General features: G+C 67.3%; 10 protein-coding genes. 4 read left to right on the top strand and 6 right to left on the bottom strand.

The genetic code is table 11. The annotated features are described in order from the left end of the window. Positions 1–11: 11 nt before the first annotated feature. From DFR50_RS13450 to DFR50_RS13425, 6 genes are all read right to left on the bottom strand, one after another. Positions 12–1,223, bottom strand: coding sequence for a mandelate racemase/muconate lactonizing enzyme family protein (locus DFR50_RS13450; RefSeq protein ID WP_113889773.1), 1,212 nt, complete (start codon positions 1,221–1,223; stop codon positions 12–14). After that, positions 1,220–2,317: a Zn-dependent alcohol dehydrogenase gene (locus DFR50_RS13445; protein WP_113889772.1), complete on the bottom strand. Its 1,098-nt coding sequence runs from the start codon at positions 2,315–2,317 to the stop codon at positions 1,220–1,222. Before DFR50_RS13445 ends, DFR50_RS13450 begins: the two co-directional genes overlap by 4 nt. 124 nt (positions 2,318–2,441) lie before the next feature. Continuing rightward, complete coding sequence (locus DFR50_RS13440) at positions 2,442–3,077, bottom strand: LuxR C-terminal-related transcriptional regulator (RefSeq protein ID WP_113889771.1); 636 nt, start codon at positions 3,075–3,077, stop codon at positions 2,442–2,444. Positions 3,078–3,583: 506 nt separating this feature from the next. Beyond that, complete coding sequence (locus DFR50_RS13435; RefSeq protein ID WP_113889770.1) at positions 3,584–4,354, bottom strand: hypothetical protein; 771 nt, start codon at positions 4,352–4,354, stop codon at positions 3,584–3,586. A gap of 24 nt (positions 4,355–4,378) precedes the next feature. Further along, on the bottom strand, positions 4,379–4,816 hold the full coding sequence (locus tag DFR50_RS13430; RefSeq protein WP_113889769.1) for a hypothetical protein: 438 nt from the start codon (positions 4,814–4,816) through the stop codon (positions 4,379–4,381). 28 nt (positions 4,817–4,844) lie between these two features. Beyond that, complete coding sequence (locus tag DFR50_RS13425; RefSeq protein ID WP_210208887.1) at positions 4,845–5,960, bottom strand: hypothetical protein; 1,116 nt, start codon at positions 5,958–5,960, stop codon at positions 4,845–4,847. Between the two features lie 561 nt (positions 5,961–6,521). Between DFR50_RS13425 and rplJ the strand changes: the two genes are divergently transcribed. The 4 genes from rplJ to rpoC all read left to right on the top strand — a co-directional run bounded on the left by rplJ (position 6,522) and on the right by rpoC (position 16,211). Then, entirely contained in the window at positions 6,522–7,037 is a 516-nt protein-coding gene (gene rplJ, locus DFR50_RS13420; RefSeq protein WP_113889768.1) for a 50S ribosomal protein L10, read from the top strand. Positions 7,038–7,087: 50 nt separating this feature from the next. Continuing rightward, on the top strand, positions 7,088–7,465 hold the full coding sequence (rplL, locus tag DFR50_RS13415) for a 50S ribosomal protein L7/L12 (RefSeq protein WP_113889767.1): 378 nt from the start codon (positions 7,088–7,090) through the stop codon (positions 7,463–7,465). Between the two features lie 230 nt (positions 7,466–7,695). Then, positions 7,696–11,823: a DNA-directed RNA polymerase subunit beta gene (gene rpoB / locus DFR50_RS13410; RefSeq protein ID WP_113889766.1), complete on the top strand. Its 4,128-nt coding sequence runs from the start codon at positions 7,696–7,698 to the stop codon at positions 11,821–11,823. Positions 11,824–11,954: 131 nt separating this feature from the next. Further along, positions 11,955–16,211 carry a DNA-directed RNA polymerase subunit beta' gene (gene rpoC / locus DFR50_RS13405; RefSeq protein ID WP_113889765.1) on the top strand — a complete coding sequence of 1,419 codons (4,257 nt, stop codon included), beginning with the start codon at positions 11,955–11,957 and terminating at the stop codon, positions 16,209–16,211. Positions 16,212–16,542: the final 331 nt, after the last annotated feature.

Genomic DNA, 16,542 nt, shown 5'->3' with positions numbered 1-16,542 from the left:
CAACCGGCGGCCTAATCGGGCGCGGCGACCGGCGCCGTCCGCGGCATCAGATGCAGCGCGGACCCCTGCCAGGGGTGGGCGTCGGCGACCGCCTCGTCGAGTTCGACGCCGAGGCCCGGCTCGGTCGGCGGGATGACGAAGCCGTCCTCCCAGCGGATCGGCTTTTTCAGGATCCTTGCGTGAAACCCGTCGAAGCGCTCGATGCTTTCGAGGATGAGAAAATTGGGGATGCAGGCGGCGAGCTGGACGTTGGCCGCCCCGACCACCGGCCCGCAATAGAGGTGCGGCGCGATCTGGGCGTAATGGGCTTCCGCCATCGCGGCGATCTTCTTGGCCTCCAGAACGCCGCCGACCCGGCCGAGGTTCGGCTGCAGGATCGAGGCCGCGCCGGTCGCGAGCACGCGGGCGAACTCGTATTTGGTGGTGAGCCTTTCGCCGGTCGCGATCGGCATGCGGCACTGGGCCGCCACTTTCGCCATCTCCTCGGGCGCTTCGGGCGGCGTCGGCTCCTCGAACCACAGCGGCTCGTAGGGCTCGATTCTTCGCGCGAGGCGCAGCGCGCCCGACACGGTGAACTGCCCGTGGGTGCCGAACAGGAGGTCGCAGCGCGTCCCGACGGCCTCGCGCAACGTCTTGCAGAACGCCTCGGCGAGCTCCAGCCGCTCGAGGCTCGGCTGGCGCGGATCGAACGCGGAGTAGGGGCCGGCGGGATCGAACTTCACCGCCGTAAAACCCTGGGCGAGGTATTTGAGCGCGCGCTCGGCCGCGGCTTCCGGCGTGGAATAGACCGGGCTGTCGGAATAGGCGTGCGAGCCCGGCTCGTCGGGATAGAGGTAGGTGTAGCTGCGCAGCCGCTCGTGGACTTTTCCGCCGAGCAGTTCATAGACGGGTTTTTCGACCGCCTTGCCGACGATGTCCCACAGCGCCATCTCGATCCCGGAGAGGACGCCCATCAGCGACGCGTCCGGGCGCCCGGTGTAGCCGCGGGCGTAGACGTTGCGCCACAAGGCCTCGATCCGGAACGGGTCCGACCCCAGCACATGGCGCTCGAACACGTCGCGGATCATCGGCACGATCGCCTCCGGCGCGAAGCTTGCGGCGTAAACCTCGCCGACACCCTCGACGCCGCAGGCGGTCCGCAGCGTGAGGAAGACGAAATACCGTCCGCCGAAGGCTGGCGGGGGGTTGCCGACGACGAAGGTCTTCAGGTCCGCGATCTTCATGGGCCGTCCTGGAACACGATGACGTTGCGCACCGCCGCGCCCGAGCGCGACGAGGCGAGCGCGTCGTTGATGCGCTCCAGCGGATAGCGGCCGCTGATCAGCTCGTCGAGCTTCAGGCGGCCGTCGCGATAGAGCGCGACGATCTTCGGCACGTCGACCACCGGACGCGCCGAGCCCATCTTCGAGCCGAAAATCTTCTGGCCGTCGGCGGCGAGCCAGCCGGGATCGATCGTCGCGTGGACGCCGGAGGGCGGCATGCCGACGAGCACCGTCCCGCCGCCGCGCTTCATCAGCCCGACCGCCTGTTCGGCTGCGCCCCTGACGCCGACGGTGACGAACACCCAGTCGGCCTTGCGGCCGCCGGTCAGCGCCTTGACCCGCTCCTCGACGTTTTCGGTTCTCGCGTCGATCGCGTGGGTGGCGCCGAAGGCGCGCGCGACGTCGAGCTTGGCCGGCGCCACGTCCACCGCGATCACGGGATCGCAGCCGGCGAGCCGCGCCCCCTGCACGGAATTCAGGCCGACGCCGCCGCAGCCGATGACGACGACGCTCGACCCGGCCTCGACCTGCGCCGTGTTGACCACGGCGCCGAGGCCGGTCAGCACGCCGCAAGCGATCAGCGAGGCGACGTCGAGCGGCATGTCGTCGGGGATCGCCACCGCCTGCGACGCGTCGACCACCATGCGTTCGGCGAAAGCGCCGGTGCGCAGGCCGTGGACGAGCGGCTTGCCCCAGCGGTCCGTCAGCGGCGTCTGGCGGTCGAGCGGAAAGACCTCCTCGCAGAACACCGGCGCGCCCACGGCGCAGGCCGGGCAGAAGCCGCAGTTGCGAATCAGGGTGACGACGACCGGGTCGCCGGGCTTCAGCCGCGTCACGCCGGCTCCGACCGCCTCGACCACGCCGGCGGCCTCGTGGCCGAACACCGCCGGAAGCTCGCCGCCCCAGGCGCCGTCGATGTAGAAGATGTCGCTGTGGCAGATGGCGCAGGCGACGGTGCGGATCAGCGCTTCGCCCGGGCCGGGGTCGGCCACCTCGATCGTCTCGATCGACAGCGGCGCCGCGAAGGCGCGGCAGACGGCGGCTCTGGCTTGCATGATTCCCCGAAGGCTTCGTTGCCGAAAACGGCCCAAGGCTTTCGTGCGCGGCGCGAGAGTTCAAGCGCAGACTTGATGAGGGGGGCATGCCTTTTTGAGAAGGCGCGCGCGCCCGACGATCGCTTCAGACAAACCCGGCGGCGCGGCCGGCGGTCGCCGCCTGGCCGCGATTGGCGACGTTCAGCGCCTTCAGGATCGCGGTCACGTGCGCCTTGACGGTCTTTTCCGATACGCCGAGTTCCCGGGCGATCGCCTTGTTGGAAAAGCCGGCGCAAACGCGCCGCAGGACCTCGATCTGCCGGTCGGTCAGCGCCGGCGGGCGGGGAGGCTTGTCGCCGCGCGCCTCGGACTTTCCGGAATCGGCGAGCCCGTTCAGAACCAGCGGCGGCACGTAGCGGTCGCCGTCGAGCACGAGACGGACCGCCGAAAGGAGGGTGCGGGGGCTGGCCGATCGCGGCACGTAGCCGAAGGCGCCGCGCGTCAGGGCGTCGCGCGCGTCCCGGGCCGTCTCGGCGCCGGACAGGACGACGACCGGAAGGCTTTCGCGCGCGTTGCGAAAGGCGTCGATCGCGTCGAGGCCGGATCCGGCGGCCCCCACGACGAGCAGGACCGCCTCGATGTCGTCGTGTTCGGCGACGAGCGCGAGCGCTTCCGTCAGGTCTCTCGCCTGCAGGACGAGCGCCTCGGGACGAAGCTGCGCCAATGTTGCGCCGAGTCCGTCCCGGGTCATGGCATGGCCGTCGACCACGAGAAATTTCACGAGGTTAACCAGATACTGATGGGCATTGGCAAACCAAGTGAACGAGAGTTCTAAGGACGTCAAGGGCCTAGGACCCATTAAGGGGTGAGATATCGATGCATCCGCTTCGATCAGGCGGGTTGTGGAATGCGCGATTGGGAAGTCTTTCCGCGAGTTTTGCGGGACGAGCGCGCCGATGACTTGTCCTTGCCGCCGCCTGTAGCCGCGTCGGCGCCAGACTACGAGCGAACGACGCAAACAAATTGCCTCGGATCGCCGGCGCCCCAAGACGCGAGACTGCGGCGAGATGATTCTAACGGGCCGCGGGCAATACCGGCTCGGGCGGACGCGTTGGATCGCCTTGTCGAACGCCGGGACGGTCTGGATCGCCTGGGCGCCGCAGACGCGGCGAAGCGCGACTCTCACGGCATCCTCGCGAAGCGCGAGGGCGCGGGTCTGCGCGGCGTTGCTTTCCCGTCCTGCTCGACTGCCGGCCAGAGGACAAGAAGGCTGGTCGAAGCCGCTGGTCAGCTCAGCCCAAGCAGATCGATCAGACTCGTTTGCTGGTTGCCGGCGAGGCGGCGGATGCCGGTCGCGGGCGAGGCGCCGACGCCCTGCAGGAACCTGCGGAGGCTGTGCGGAGCGCCATCGGCCGGTCGCGCCCGTGCGACGCTCCATGAGACGGTGTAGTCGGAGTTTCCGCCGCATCCCGCCGGCGAGTTGTCCCCCGGATAGCGGATCGACCTGCTGAGCGCGCCGCCGCCCCGGGCCTTGATCAGAGAATCCCAGCAACCCCTGGTGTTCGCCTGCGTGCCCACGGCCACGAAGCCGTCGCAATCCGGGAAGACGAAATTTGCGAGCGATAGATACTCCAGGTACAGCGTCCAGGACGCGTCCTCGAAGTAATCCTGACCCGCATCCGGCTCGGGCGGATCGGACTGGGGAAAATCGGTGTAATCCGAAAGGTCACCGTTCTCGACCTTCTGCTTTACAAAGTCCGTCGCCTTGTCGGCGAGTTGGTCAGAAATATCTGTTATACCGGTTCCAAGCTTGGATTGATCTCCATTATAGATGGTGTAGTTGAAAGTTACGATAGCCGTCGGAGCGCCTATGTAGACCATTGAATACGTGAGGTCTATCGGGTAGTCGCCGTTGTTGAGGTCGCCCAGCGCCTTCTGCTGGATCGGCAGCGTGCGACCGTCGATGCTGAGGGTGAACGCGACGGTGTCGGTGTCCTTGTGCCGGGACCGCGTGTTTGCGATGTGGCAGGTCAGCAGCTTGAAGGTGTAGAAACCCAAGGCGCGATTCCTCTTCTGGCCACGTCACGAGACGAGCAGGGCCCTCAAGGTTCTTGCGCCGGCGCGCTTCAGCAAGGCTCTCAGGCTCGCGTCGGCGGGGTCGACCCCTTGCACGCCGAGCGCGACGCTCGCCCGCAGGAAAGCCGACAGGCTGCTGTAGTCGGGGGGCGCGTCGCGAGTGATCGGCGCCGACCAGTCGCCCCAGGCAAACCCGCCATCGTTCTGGAGCTCGAACGCCTGCGCGGAAAAACTGTAGCTCGTGTAGCCGCCGAGCGTCGTCTGGACGAAGTCGCCATCCGAGGCTTCCTTCTGCTCCAGCGCGGTTCCATCCGCCGAAACATCCAGATGATAGTTGTGGGCGCCGCCGTACTGCGTCAGCTTGACGACGACGTGGAAACGCGCGGCGCCGGCCAGGGTCTTGCCGTACGAGCTGATTTCCAGATTGGGCGGTTCGCGGTTCACCGGCCGGCTCCCGAAGCGACCTGCGAGGCTATTGCAGGGCGATCAGCATCGCGACCAGGCCGGTTCCCTCCGGCAGGGGCTGCAGGGCCTTGCCGAGCACCGCGCCAAAAGCCTGGGCCTGATCCGCCGCCCGCATGGCGTGGCCGGGGGTGGGAGACGCGCTGAGCAGATCGCCGGCCCGGATGGCGCCGAAGCCCGCGTCGACCTTGCAGAACGCCTTGCCGACCAGCGCGACCACGCCGCGCCGTCCGGACGGCCGATCCTGGCGGTCGAGCGTTATCGCGGGCCTGTAGGCCCCCGCGCCGGAGATCACGCCGACGACCCGCTTGTCGTAGGCTTGCGCCGAAGGGACGAGCGCGCCGGAATCGTCGATGATCATCACGGTCCCCGGACTCGCGTCGCAACCCGCGGCGACGTCGAATTCCTCGGCGCAGTCGGCGCCGCCGCCGAGCAGAATGTCGTTGGCCACGTGGATCGTGCCGTTCACCGTCAGGTCCGACGCGACCGTCAGCGCCTGAGCCACGTGCGCCGCGCCTCCGACGGTCAGGTCGGAGGAGACCGCGACCTTGCCGTCGAGCAAGGCGGCCGCTCCTCCCCCGGTGTTCTTCGCATAGATGGCGGGCGCGCCGCCGGCGCCGCTCTGGCCGTAGACTCCGATGCCCGAGGCGCTGCCGCCCCATACGCCGTGGCCGCCGGCGCTGTTGAAGCCGGCCACGCCGGAGGAACCGTTCCCCGCCGCGTCGCCGTGCACGCCGTCGCCGTCGGCGCTCGTGCCGTGCACGCCGAAGCCCGTGACGCTCGTTCCCTGCACGCCGGCCTGGGTTTGCGACGTTCCGGTCACGCCGGGCCCCTGCGCGCCGACTCCGCGGACGCCTTCGCCGTCCCCTGAGCCGTTGCCCTGGACGCCGATCCGCCCTTGACCCCAGACCCCGACGGACTGAGGGCCGAACGCGTTGCCCTGCGCGCCGGGGCCGTTGCCGCTGGCCGTGCCGAACACCGCCGGGCCGTCCCCCGGCCTCGACGTCCGCCCCTCGATCGCCGTGCCGTTGGTGGAAATCCCCAGCACCGCTCGGGCGGGGCCCTCGCCGAGAACGCCATAGCCCGTCGGACCGTCGTCCACGCCGTGCAGAGGTGGGTTGGACATCGTCAAAGCCTCCGAAAACCGCCGGGTCCGCTGTCCAGTGGGGCATGTTCACGCTGGTCCGTCAAGGCGACTCCGCGTTCAAATTGCGCTATGCGGCCCCTTGCGCGGGCAGGGGAAAGGCGCTATGAGACCCGGCCGGGGTTAACGGCGCGATGGACCCCGAATGATCATACATGGCTACCGCCCTACCAGTCCCTGCCTCGTCGAGGCGGGTTCGGGGAGAGGCGGCGGATGGGCCGGAGGACGGAGGGGGAAACCCTTCTCGTCCATTCCGGCCGTGTCCTGTCCGAGACTGCCGGCGCGGAAAACCTTCGGGTCGACCGCTTAATTCCGAGAAGGCTCCGTCACAGGAGCCGGCGGGGCCAGCATAGACGGGGAAGACCGAATTTCCAACCGTGGGGGATTCCTTACGGCCAATGCGGTTCGAACCATCTGTCCGGCGCTGGGTTCGCCCATCTCCGGGGACAGGCGCAAGTCGTCGCGGCGCTCGAGTGGTCTCACTCGCGCGGCGCGGCATGTGCAACAGGCGGGCCTCGGGGCCCGCCGACCGGAGACAGCACCGTGGATAGAGCGGAAAAGAAAGAAGCTGTCGCGGCCCTGAACGGCGTCTTCTCGAAGGCGTCGGTCGTGGTCGTGGCGCACTATTCCGGCTTGACGGTGGCCCAGATGCAGCGTCTGCGCAAGCAGATGAAGGCCGCTGGCGCTTCCGTGCAGGTCGCCAAGAACCGCCTCGCCCAGATTGCTCTCGAAGGCACGGACGTCGCCTCCATCGGTCCCTTGCTCAAGGGTCCGACCCTGATCGCCCATTCGGCCGATCCGGTGGCGGCGGCCAAGGCAGCCGTGGCCTTCGCCAAGGACAACGACAAGTTCGTTCTCCTCGGCGGCGCCATGGGAAAGACGGCCCTCGACGTCGATGGGGTCAAGGCGCTCGCGACCTTGCCGTCCCTCGACGAGCTGCGCGCCAAGTTGCTGGGGCTTCTCGTCGCCCCCGCCACCAAGCTCGCCCAGCTCTCCACCGCGCCCGCAGCCAAGCTGGCGCGCGTGGTCGGGGCCTATGCCGCCAAAGACGCAGCCTGACAGGCTCTTCACATCCCTCGGTTCGAACCTATATTAAGGAACACGCAGAAATGGCCAATCTCGAAAAGATCGTCGAAGAACTCTCCTCCCTGACGGTTCTCGAAGCCGCTGATCTCGCCAAGCTCCTCGAAGCCAAGTGGGGCGTCTCGGCCGCCGCCGCGGTTGCGGTCGCCGCCGCTCCGGGCGCCGCCGCCGCCGCCGCGCCGGTCGAGGAGCAGACCGAGTTCACCGTCATCCTCGCCGCCATCGGCGACAAGAAGATCGAGGTCATCAAGGAAGTCCGCGCGATCACCTCGCTCGGCCTCAAGGAGGCCAAGGACCTCGTCGAAGGCGCGCCCAAGGCCGTCAAGGAAGGCGTCTCCAAGGACGAAGGCGAGAAGATCAAGGCCGCCCTGGAGAAGGTCGGCGCGAAGGTCGAGCTCAAGTAATGAGCCGTCGGGCCCCGCGCGGGCTCGTCGTTTAGAATGCGGACGGTCCCGGGCCCTCGGCCCCGGGGCCGTTCCCGCGTTTTTCGGTTGGCGTTGTTTTGGACCCTCGCGGGAGCGCCGTTCGCGCGACCAGCGGCGGCGAATTGAGCGGGCGATCGGTTCGCCCGGACGGCCCCGACAGCGATCCACGCCGCAGGATCGCGAGAGGGGCGTGAGCATTGAGGAACGACATGGCGCAGACATTCACCGGCCGCAAGCGCGTTCGCAAGATCTTCGGGCACGTCAAGGAAGTCGGCGAGATGCCGAACCTGATCGAAGTGCAGAAGGCTTCCTACGACCAGTTCCTCCTGATGGACGCGCCGAAAGGCGGCCGTCCCACCGAGGGCTTGCAGGCGGTGTTCAAGTCGGTGTTTCCGATCAAGGATTTCGCCGACACCGCGCATCTCGAGTTCGTCAAGTACGAATACGAGGCGCCCAAGTACGACATCGACGAGTGCCGTCAGCGCGGCATGACCTACGCCGCGCCGCTCAAGGTGACCCTGCGCCTCATCGTGTTCGACGTCGATCCGGAGACGCAGGCCAAATCCGTCAAGGACATCAAGGAGCAGGACGTCTACATGGGCGACATGCCGCTCATGACGCCGAACGGCACCTTCATCGTCAACGGCACCGAGCGCGTCATCGTGTCGCAGATGCACCGCTCGCCCGGCGTGTTCTTCGACCACGACAAGGGCAAGAGCCACTCCTCCGGCAAGCTCCTGTTCGCCGCCCGCATCATTCCCTACCGCGGCTCGTGGCTCGACATCGAGTTCGACGCCAAGGACATCGTTTACGCCCGCATCGACCGCCGCCGGAAGATCCCGGTGACGTCGCTCCTGCACGCGCTCGGCTTCGACGGCGAAGAGATTCTCAAGACCTTCTACCGCACCGTCAATTACACCCGGCTCAAGGGCGGCTGGCGCGTGCCCTACGATCCCGACCGGATGAAGGGCGTCAAGGCCACCGTCGACCTGATCGACGCCGACACCGGCGAAGTCGCCATCGAGATCGGCCGCAAGCTGACCGTGCGCTCCGCCCGGCAGCTCGCCGACAAGGGCCTCAAGGCGCTGTTCGCCAACGACGCCGACCTGTTCGGCCAGTATATCGCCGAGGATCTGTATAACCCGGAGACCGGCGAGATCTATGCGGAAGCCGGCGACGAGATCACAGAGAAGTCGCTGACCCAACTTCTCGACCTCGGGTTCACCGAGTTGCCGATCCTCGACATCGACCACGTCAACGTCGGCCCGTACATCCGCAACACGCTCAAGGTCGACAAGAACATCTCGCGCGAGGACTCGCTGTTCGACATCTATCGGGTGATGCGCCCGGGCGAGCCGCCGACCATCGAGAGCGCGGAGGCGATGTTCCAGTCGCTGTTCTTCGACTCCGAGCGCTACGACCTGTCGGCCGTCGGCCGGGTGAAGATGAACATGCGCCTCGACCTCGACGCGCCCGACACCCAGCGCACTTTGCGCAAGGACGACATCCTCGCGGTGGTCAAGGCGCTGGTGAACCTGCGCGACGGCCGCGGCGAGATCGACGACATCGACCATCTCGGCAACCGGCGCGTGCGCTCGGTCGGCGAATTGATGGAGAACCAGTACCGCATCGGCCTCCTGCGGATGGAGCGCGCGATCAAGGAGCGCATGAGCTCGGTCGAGATCGACACGATCATGCCGCAGGACCTGATCAACGCCAAGCCCGCCGCCGCCGCCGTGCGCGAGTTCTTCGGCTCCTCGCAGCTGTCGCAGTTCATGGACCAGACCAACCCGCTCTCCGAGATCACCCACAAGCGCCGCCTGTCGGCGCTCGGGCCGGGCGGTCTCACCCGTGAGCGCGCCGGCTTCGAGGTGCGCGACGTGCATCCGACCCACTACGGCCGCATCTGCCCGATCGAGACGCCGGAAGGGCCGAACATCGGCCTGATCAACTCGCTCGCGACTTTCGCCCGGGTGAACAAGTACGGCTTCATCGAGGCGCCCTACCGCAAGGTGCGCGACGGCGTGGTGACCGACGAGGTCGTGTACATGTCGGCGATGGAGGAGCAGAAGTACTCGGTTGCGCAGGCCGACACCCCGATGGACGCCGACGGGCGCCTGACCGAGGACCTGATGGTGTGCCGGCGCGCCGGCGACGTCGTGTTCCTCGCCTCCGACCACGTCGACTACATGGACGTGTCGCCCAAGCAGCTGGTCTCGGTCGCCGCGGCGCTGATCCCGTTCCTCGAGAACGACGACGCCAACCGCGCGCTGATGGGCTCGAACATGCAGCGCCAGGCGGTGCCGCTGCTGCGCTCCGACGCGCCGCTGGTCGGCACCGGGATGGAAGCGGTGGTGGCGCGCGATTCGGGCGCCGCGATCGGCGCCCGCCGGGCGGGGATCGTCGACCAGATCGACGCCACCCGCATCGTCGTGCGCGCCACCGAGGAGACCGACGCCGCCAAGCCCGGCGTCGACATCTACCGGCTGATGAAGTTCCAGCGCTCCAACCAGTCGACCTGCATCAACCAGAAGCCGCTGGTGAAGGTCGGCGACCGGGTCGAGGTCGGCGACATCATCGCCGACGGCCCGTCGACCGATCTCGGCGATCTGGCGCTCGGCCGCAACGTCCTCGTCGCCTTCATGCCGTGGAACGGCTACAACTTCGAGGACTCGATCCTGCTCTCCGAGCGCATCGTCAAGGACGACGTCTTCACCTCGATCCACATCGAGGAGTTCGAGGCGATGGCCCGCGACACCAAGCTCGGGCCGGAGGAGATCACGCGCGACATTCCCAACGTCTCGGAAGAGGCGCTCAAGAACCTCGACGAAGCCGGCATCGTCTACATCGGCGCCGAAGTGCAGGCGGGCGACATCCTCGTCGGCAAGATCACCCCGAAGGGCGAAAGCCCGATGACGCCGGAAGAGAAGCTCCTGCGCGCCATCTTCGGCGAGAAGGCGTCCGACGTCCGCGACACCTCGCTGCGCGTCCCCCCGGGCGTGCAGGGCACGGTGGTCGAGGTGCGGGTGTTCAACCGCCACGGCGTCGAGAAGGACGAGCGCGCCCAGGCGATCGAGCGCGAGGAGATCGAGCGGCTGGCCAAGGACCGCGACGACGAACAGGCGATCCTCGACCGCAACGTCTACGCGCGTCTGGCCGTGACGCTCGAGGGCGCGCATGCGCTCTCGGGACCGAAGGGCTTCAAGAAGGATCAGATCCTGACCCGGCCGATCCTCGACGAGGTTCCCCGCTCGCAATGGTGGGGCTTCGCGCTCGAGTCCGACCAGACCATGTCGGAAATCGAGGCGATGCGGAAGCAGTACGACGAGTCGAAGAAGTCGCTCGAGAACCGCTTCCTCGACAAGGTCGAGAAGCTGCAGCGCGGCGACGAGCTGCCGCCCGGCGTGATGAAGATGGCCAAGGTGTTCATCGCGGTGAAGCGCAAGATCCAGCCCGGCGACAAGATGGCGGGACGCCACGGCAACAAGGGCGTCGTCTCGCGCATCGTGCCGCAGGAGGACATGCCCTTCCTCGCCGACGGCCAGCCGGTCGACATCGTGCTGAACCCGCTCGGCGTGCCGAGCCGCATGAACGTCGGGCAGATTCTCGAGACCCACCTGGGCTGGGCCTGCGCGGGCCTGGGCAAGCAGGTCGGCGAGACGGTCGACGCCTATCTGCGCTCGCACGACGCCGGGCCGCTGCGCAGCAAGCTGCGCCAGATCTACGGCGACGGGGAGGAGACGATCAAGGCGCTCGACGACGCGAGCCTCGCCGAACTCGGCGAGAACCTGCGCCGCGGGGTGCCGATCTCGACCCCGGTGTTCGACGGCGCGCGCGAGAAGGACATCGTCGACATGCTGGAGATGGCGGGTCTCGACTCGTCGGGGCAGGTGACGCTGTTCGACGGCCGCACCGGCGATCCGTTCGACCGCAAGGTGACGGTGGGCTACATCTACATCCTGAAGCTCCACCACCTCGTCGACGACAAGATCCACGCCCGCTCGATCGGCCCCTACAGCCTCGTCACCCAGCAGCCGCTGGGCGGCAAGGCGCAGTTCGGCGGCCAGCGCTTCGGCGAAATGGAGGTCTGGGCGCTGGAAGCCTACGGCGCCGCCTACACGCTGCAGGAGATGCTGACCGTGAAGTCGGACGACGTCGCGGGCCGCACCAAGGTCTACGAGGCGATCGTGCGCGGCGACGACACCTTCGAATCGGGCATCCCGGAGAGCTTCAACGTGCTGGTCAAGGAAATGCGATCGCTCGGCCTCAACGTCGAACTGGCGTCGATCAAGCGCGCGCCGGACGAGGCGCCGCCGCCCGCCGAGGCCGCCGAATAGGCGCCCGCCGCGCCGGCGAGCGCCGGCGCGCGTCCTTCTAGAGACTTCCGTCGCGGCGTCGTTGGCCGCGGCTTTCTTCCATCGCGGCGAGTTCGGGCGTTGGCCGCGCCCGAGGCTCGCGGGAGACGAGAATGAACCAGGAAATCACCAATCCCTTCGCCCCGGTCGCAGCGCCCCAGGCGTTCGACCAGATCCAGATCGCCATTGCGAGCCCCGAGAAGATCCTCTCGTGGTCGTTCGGCGAGATCAAGAAGCCGGAGACGATCAACTACCGCACCTTCAAGCCCGAGCGGGACGGCCTGTTCTGCGCCCGCATCTTCGGGCCGATCAAGGACTACGAGTGCCTGTGCGGTAAATACAAGCGTATGAAGTACAAGGGCGTCATCTGCGAGAAGTGCGGCGTCGAGGTCACGCTGTCGCGCGTGCGGCGCGAGCGCATGGGCCACATCTCGCTCGCGGCCCCGGTCGCCCACATCTGGTTCCTGAAGTCGCTGCCCTCGCGCATCGGGCTCTTGCTCGACATGACGCTGAAGGACCTCGAGCGCGTGCTCTACTTCGAGTCCTACATCGTGCTCGATCCCGGCCTGACGCCGATGAAGGACCGCCAGCTGCTCAGCGAGGACGATTTCCTGCGCGCGCTCGACGAGTACGGGCAGGACAGCTTCACCGCGCTGATCGGCGCCGAGGCGATCCGCGAGATGCTCAAGGGCATGAACCTGTCGAAGATCGCCGAGGACCTCAAGGTCGAGATCTCGGAATCGAAGAGCGAGCTGAAGCCGAAGCGTCTCGCCAAGCGGCTGAAGATCATCGAGGCGTTCATGCACTCGGGCAACAAGCCGGAGTGGATGATCCTGACCGAGATCCCGGTCATCCCGCCGGACCTGCGGCCGCTGGTGCCGCTCGACGGCGGCCGCTTCGCCACCTCCGACCTCAACGACCTCTACCGCCGCGTCATCAACCGCAACAACCGCCTCAAGCGGCTGATGGAATTGCGCGCGCCCGACATCATCATCCGCAACGAGAAGCGGATGCTGCAGGAGTCGGTGGACGCGCTGTTCGACAACGGCCGCCGCGGCCGCGTCATCACCGGCGCCAACAAGCGCCCGCTGAAGTCGCTCGCCGACATGCTCAAGGGCAAGCAGGGCCGGTTCCGCCAGAACCTGCTCGGCAAGCGCGTCGACTATTCCGGGCGCTCGGTGATCGTGGTCGGCCCCGAGCTCAAGCTGCACCAGTGCGGCCTGCCCAAGAAGATGGCGCTCGAGCTGTTCAAGCCGTTCATCTACTCGCGCCTCGACGCCAAGGGCCTGTCGGCCACCGTCAAGCAGGCCAAGAAGCTGGTCGAGAAGGAGAAGCCCGAGGTCTGGGACATCCTCGACGAGGTGATCCGCGAGCACCCGGTGATGCTCAACCGCGCCCCGACCCTGCATCGCCTCGGCATCCAGGCGTTCGAGCCGGTGCTGATCGAGGGCAAGGCGATCCAGCTGCATCCGCTCGTCTGCTCGGCGTTCAACGCCGACTTCGACGGCGACCAGATGGCGGTGCACGTGCCCCTCTCGCTCGAGGCGCAGCTGGAAGCGCGCGTGCTGATGATGTCGACCAACAACATCCTGCACCCCGCCAACGGCCAGCCGATCATCGTGCCTTCCCAGGACATCGTGCTCGGCCTCTACTACGTGTCGTTGATGCGCGACGGCGACATCGGCCAGTATGCGGAGGATCCCGAGACCAAGCGCCCGATCCGCGGCTTCTACGCCAACATGGGCGAGATCGAGCACGCGCTCGCCGCCAAGGCGATCACGCTGCACACGCGGATCAAGGGCCGCGCCTGGACGTTCGACGAGAACGGCCAGCGCGTGGCGAAGATCTTCGACACCACGCCCGGGCGGATGATCCTCGGCCAGCTCGTGCCCAACCACGCCAAGATTCCCTTCGACGTCGTCAACAAGCTGATGACCAAGAAGGAGATCTCGAACATGATCGACATCGTCTACCGCAACTGCGGGCAGAAGGAGACGGTGATCTTCTGCGACCGGATCATGGCGCTCGGCTTCCGCGAGGCGTTCAAGGCCGGCATCTCGTTCGGCAAGGACGACATGGTCGTGCCGGACACCAAGCCGCAGCGCATCGCCGAGACCGAGGCGCTCGCCAAGGAGTACGAGCAGCAGTACAACGACGGCCTCATCACCCAGGGCGAGAAGTACAACAAGGTCGTCGACGCCTGGGCGAAGTGCTCCGACAAGCTCGCCGAGGAAATGATGGCGGGCATCTCGGCGGTGCGCAAGGACGAGCACGGGCGCGACCGGCCGATCAACTCGATCTACATGATGTCGCATTCCGGCGCGCGCGGTTCGCCGACCCAGATGCGCCAGCTCGCGGCGATGCGCGGCCTGATGGCGAAGCCCTCGGGCGAGATCATCGAGAGCCCGATCAAGTCGAACTTCAAGGAAGGCCTGTCGGTGCTCGAGTACTTCAACTCGACCCATGGCGCCCGCAAGGGCCTCGCCGACACCGCGCTGAAGACGGCGAACTCGGGATATCTGACCCGCCGTCTGGTCGACGTCGCCCAGGACTCGATCATCACCATGACCGACTGCGGCTCCACCCGCGGCATCAGCATGCGCGCGATCATGGACGCGGGCACGGTGGTGGCCTCGCTCGGCACCCGCATCCTCGGCCGCACCGCGGCCGAGGATCTGCGCGACCTCGATGGAAACGTGATCATCGCGTCCGGGCAGATGATCGTCGAGGAAGACATGCCGGCGATCTACGCCGCTGGCATCCAGGAGGTGAAGATCCGCTCGGTGCTGACCTGCGAGGCCAAGAACGGCGTCTGCGCGTCGTGCTACGGGCGCGATCTCGCCCGCGGCACGCCGGTCAACATGGGCGAGGCGGTCGGCGTGATCGCGGCGCAGTCGATCGGCGAGCCGGGCACCCAGCTGACCATGCGCACCTTCCATATCGGCGGCGCGGCGCAGCTCGCCGACCAGTCGTTCATCGAGTCGAACTTCGATGGCGAGGTGAGGATCCGCAACCGCAACATCGCCCGCAACTCCAACGGCGACCTGATGGCGATGGCGCGCAACGTCGCCGTGGTGATCGTCGACAAGTCCGGGGCCGAGCGGGCGGTGCACCGCCTCTTGTACGGCGCCCGCCTCAAGGTCGACGAGGGCGACAAGGTCAAGCGCGGCCAGCGCATCGCCGAGTGGGACCCGTTCACCCGTCCGATTCTCACCGAGATCGACGGCGTGATCGGCTTCGAGGATCTCCTCGACAACCTGTCGATGTCGGAGCAGGTGGACGAAGCCACCGGCATCGCCAAGCGCATCGTCACCGACTGGCGGTCGTCGCAGCGCACGGCGAGCCTCAAGCCCGCCATGGTGATCAAGGGCCCCGACGGCAAGATTCTCAAGCTGCCGCGCGGCGGCGACGCGCGCTACGCGCTTCCGGTCGAATCGATCCTGTCGTTCGAGCCGGGCGCGAGCGTGCGCGCCGGCGACGTGATCGCGCGCATCTCGATCAACAGCGCCAAGACCCGCGACATCACCGGCGGTCTGCCGCGGGTGGCGGAGCTGTTCGAGGCGCGCCGGCCCAAGGATCACGCGATCATCGCCGAGATCTCGGGCACGGTGCGGTTCGGCAAGGACTTCAAGAACAAGCAGCGCCTGAGCATCGAGCCGAGCGAGGAGGGCGCCGAGTCGGTCGAGTACCTGATCCCGAAATCGAAGCACATCCACCTGCAGGATGGCGACGTGATCGAGAAGGGCGAGTTCATCGTCGACGGCAACCCGGCGCCGCACGACATTCTCGCCATCAAGGGCGTCGAGGAGCTGGCCGCCTATCTGGTCAACGAGATCCAGGAGGTCTACCGCCTCCAGGGCGTCGCCATAAACGACAAGCACATCGAGGTGATCGTGCGCCAGATGCTGCAGAAGGTCGACGTCGTCGATCCGGGCGACACCGACTTCCTCAAGGACGAGCAGGTCGACAAGCTCGATCTCGACGCCGCCAACGAGGCGGCGCAGGCCGAGGGCAAGAAGCCCGCGACCGGCATCCCGGTGCTGCTCGGCATCACCAAGGCGTCGTTGCAGACGCGCTCGTTCATCTCGGCGGCGTCGTTCCAGGAGACCACCCGCGTCCTCACCGAGGCGGCGGTCAACGGCAAGGTCGACACGCTCGAGGGCCTCAAGGAGAACGTCATCGTCGGCCGTCTGATCCCGGCCGGCACCGGCGCGGCGATGACCAAGATCCGCTCGATCGCCTCGATGCGCGACACGCTGATCCTGGCGCAGAAGGCCGAGGAGTCGGAGCAGCCCGCGGCGCTGCCGATCGCCGGCCCCACCACGACCGAGGGCCCGGCGCGCCGGCGCGAGCGGTCGGCTGCGGAGTAGGTCCCCGGACCAATCCGACAAAGAACGACGGAGCCGCCTTCGGGCGGCTCTTTTTTTGGGTGTGCCGAGCATGATCGGGAGCTTGGAGGTGGAAGTCCTCTGCCCAGCCTGATGACGGCGAAGGGCTAGCGAAGCGCAAGGGCGTCGTCGTGAGGCGGGGTCTGAAGGAAGCGAGGAGCAAACCCGCGACCCGATGGACAAGAACCGGATACGAGGCCTACCCGGCCGGACGAGCGGGCCAATGACCGCAAAGTCCACGGTCATCAAAGACCGGGGTGGTAGATCCGGCGGGTGTGCGGGGAAGGCGTTCGATCTTACCTCGGGAGATCCG

Origin of the sequence: Roseiarcus fermentans (assembly GCF_003315135.1) — a bacterium.
GTDB lineage: Bacteria > Pseudomonadota > Alphaproteobacteria > Rhizobiales > Beijerinckiaceae > Roseiarcus > Roseiarcus fermentans.
This window is presented reverse-complemented; position numbering and strand designations above follow the sequence as displayed.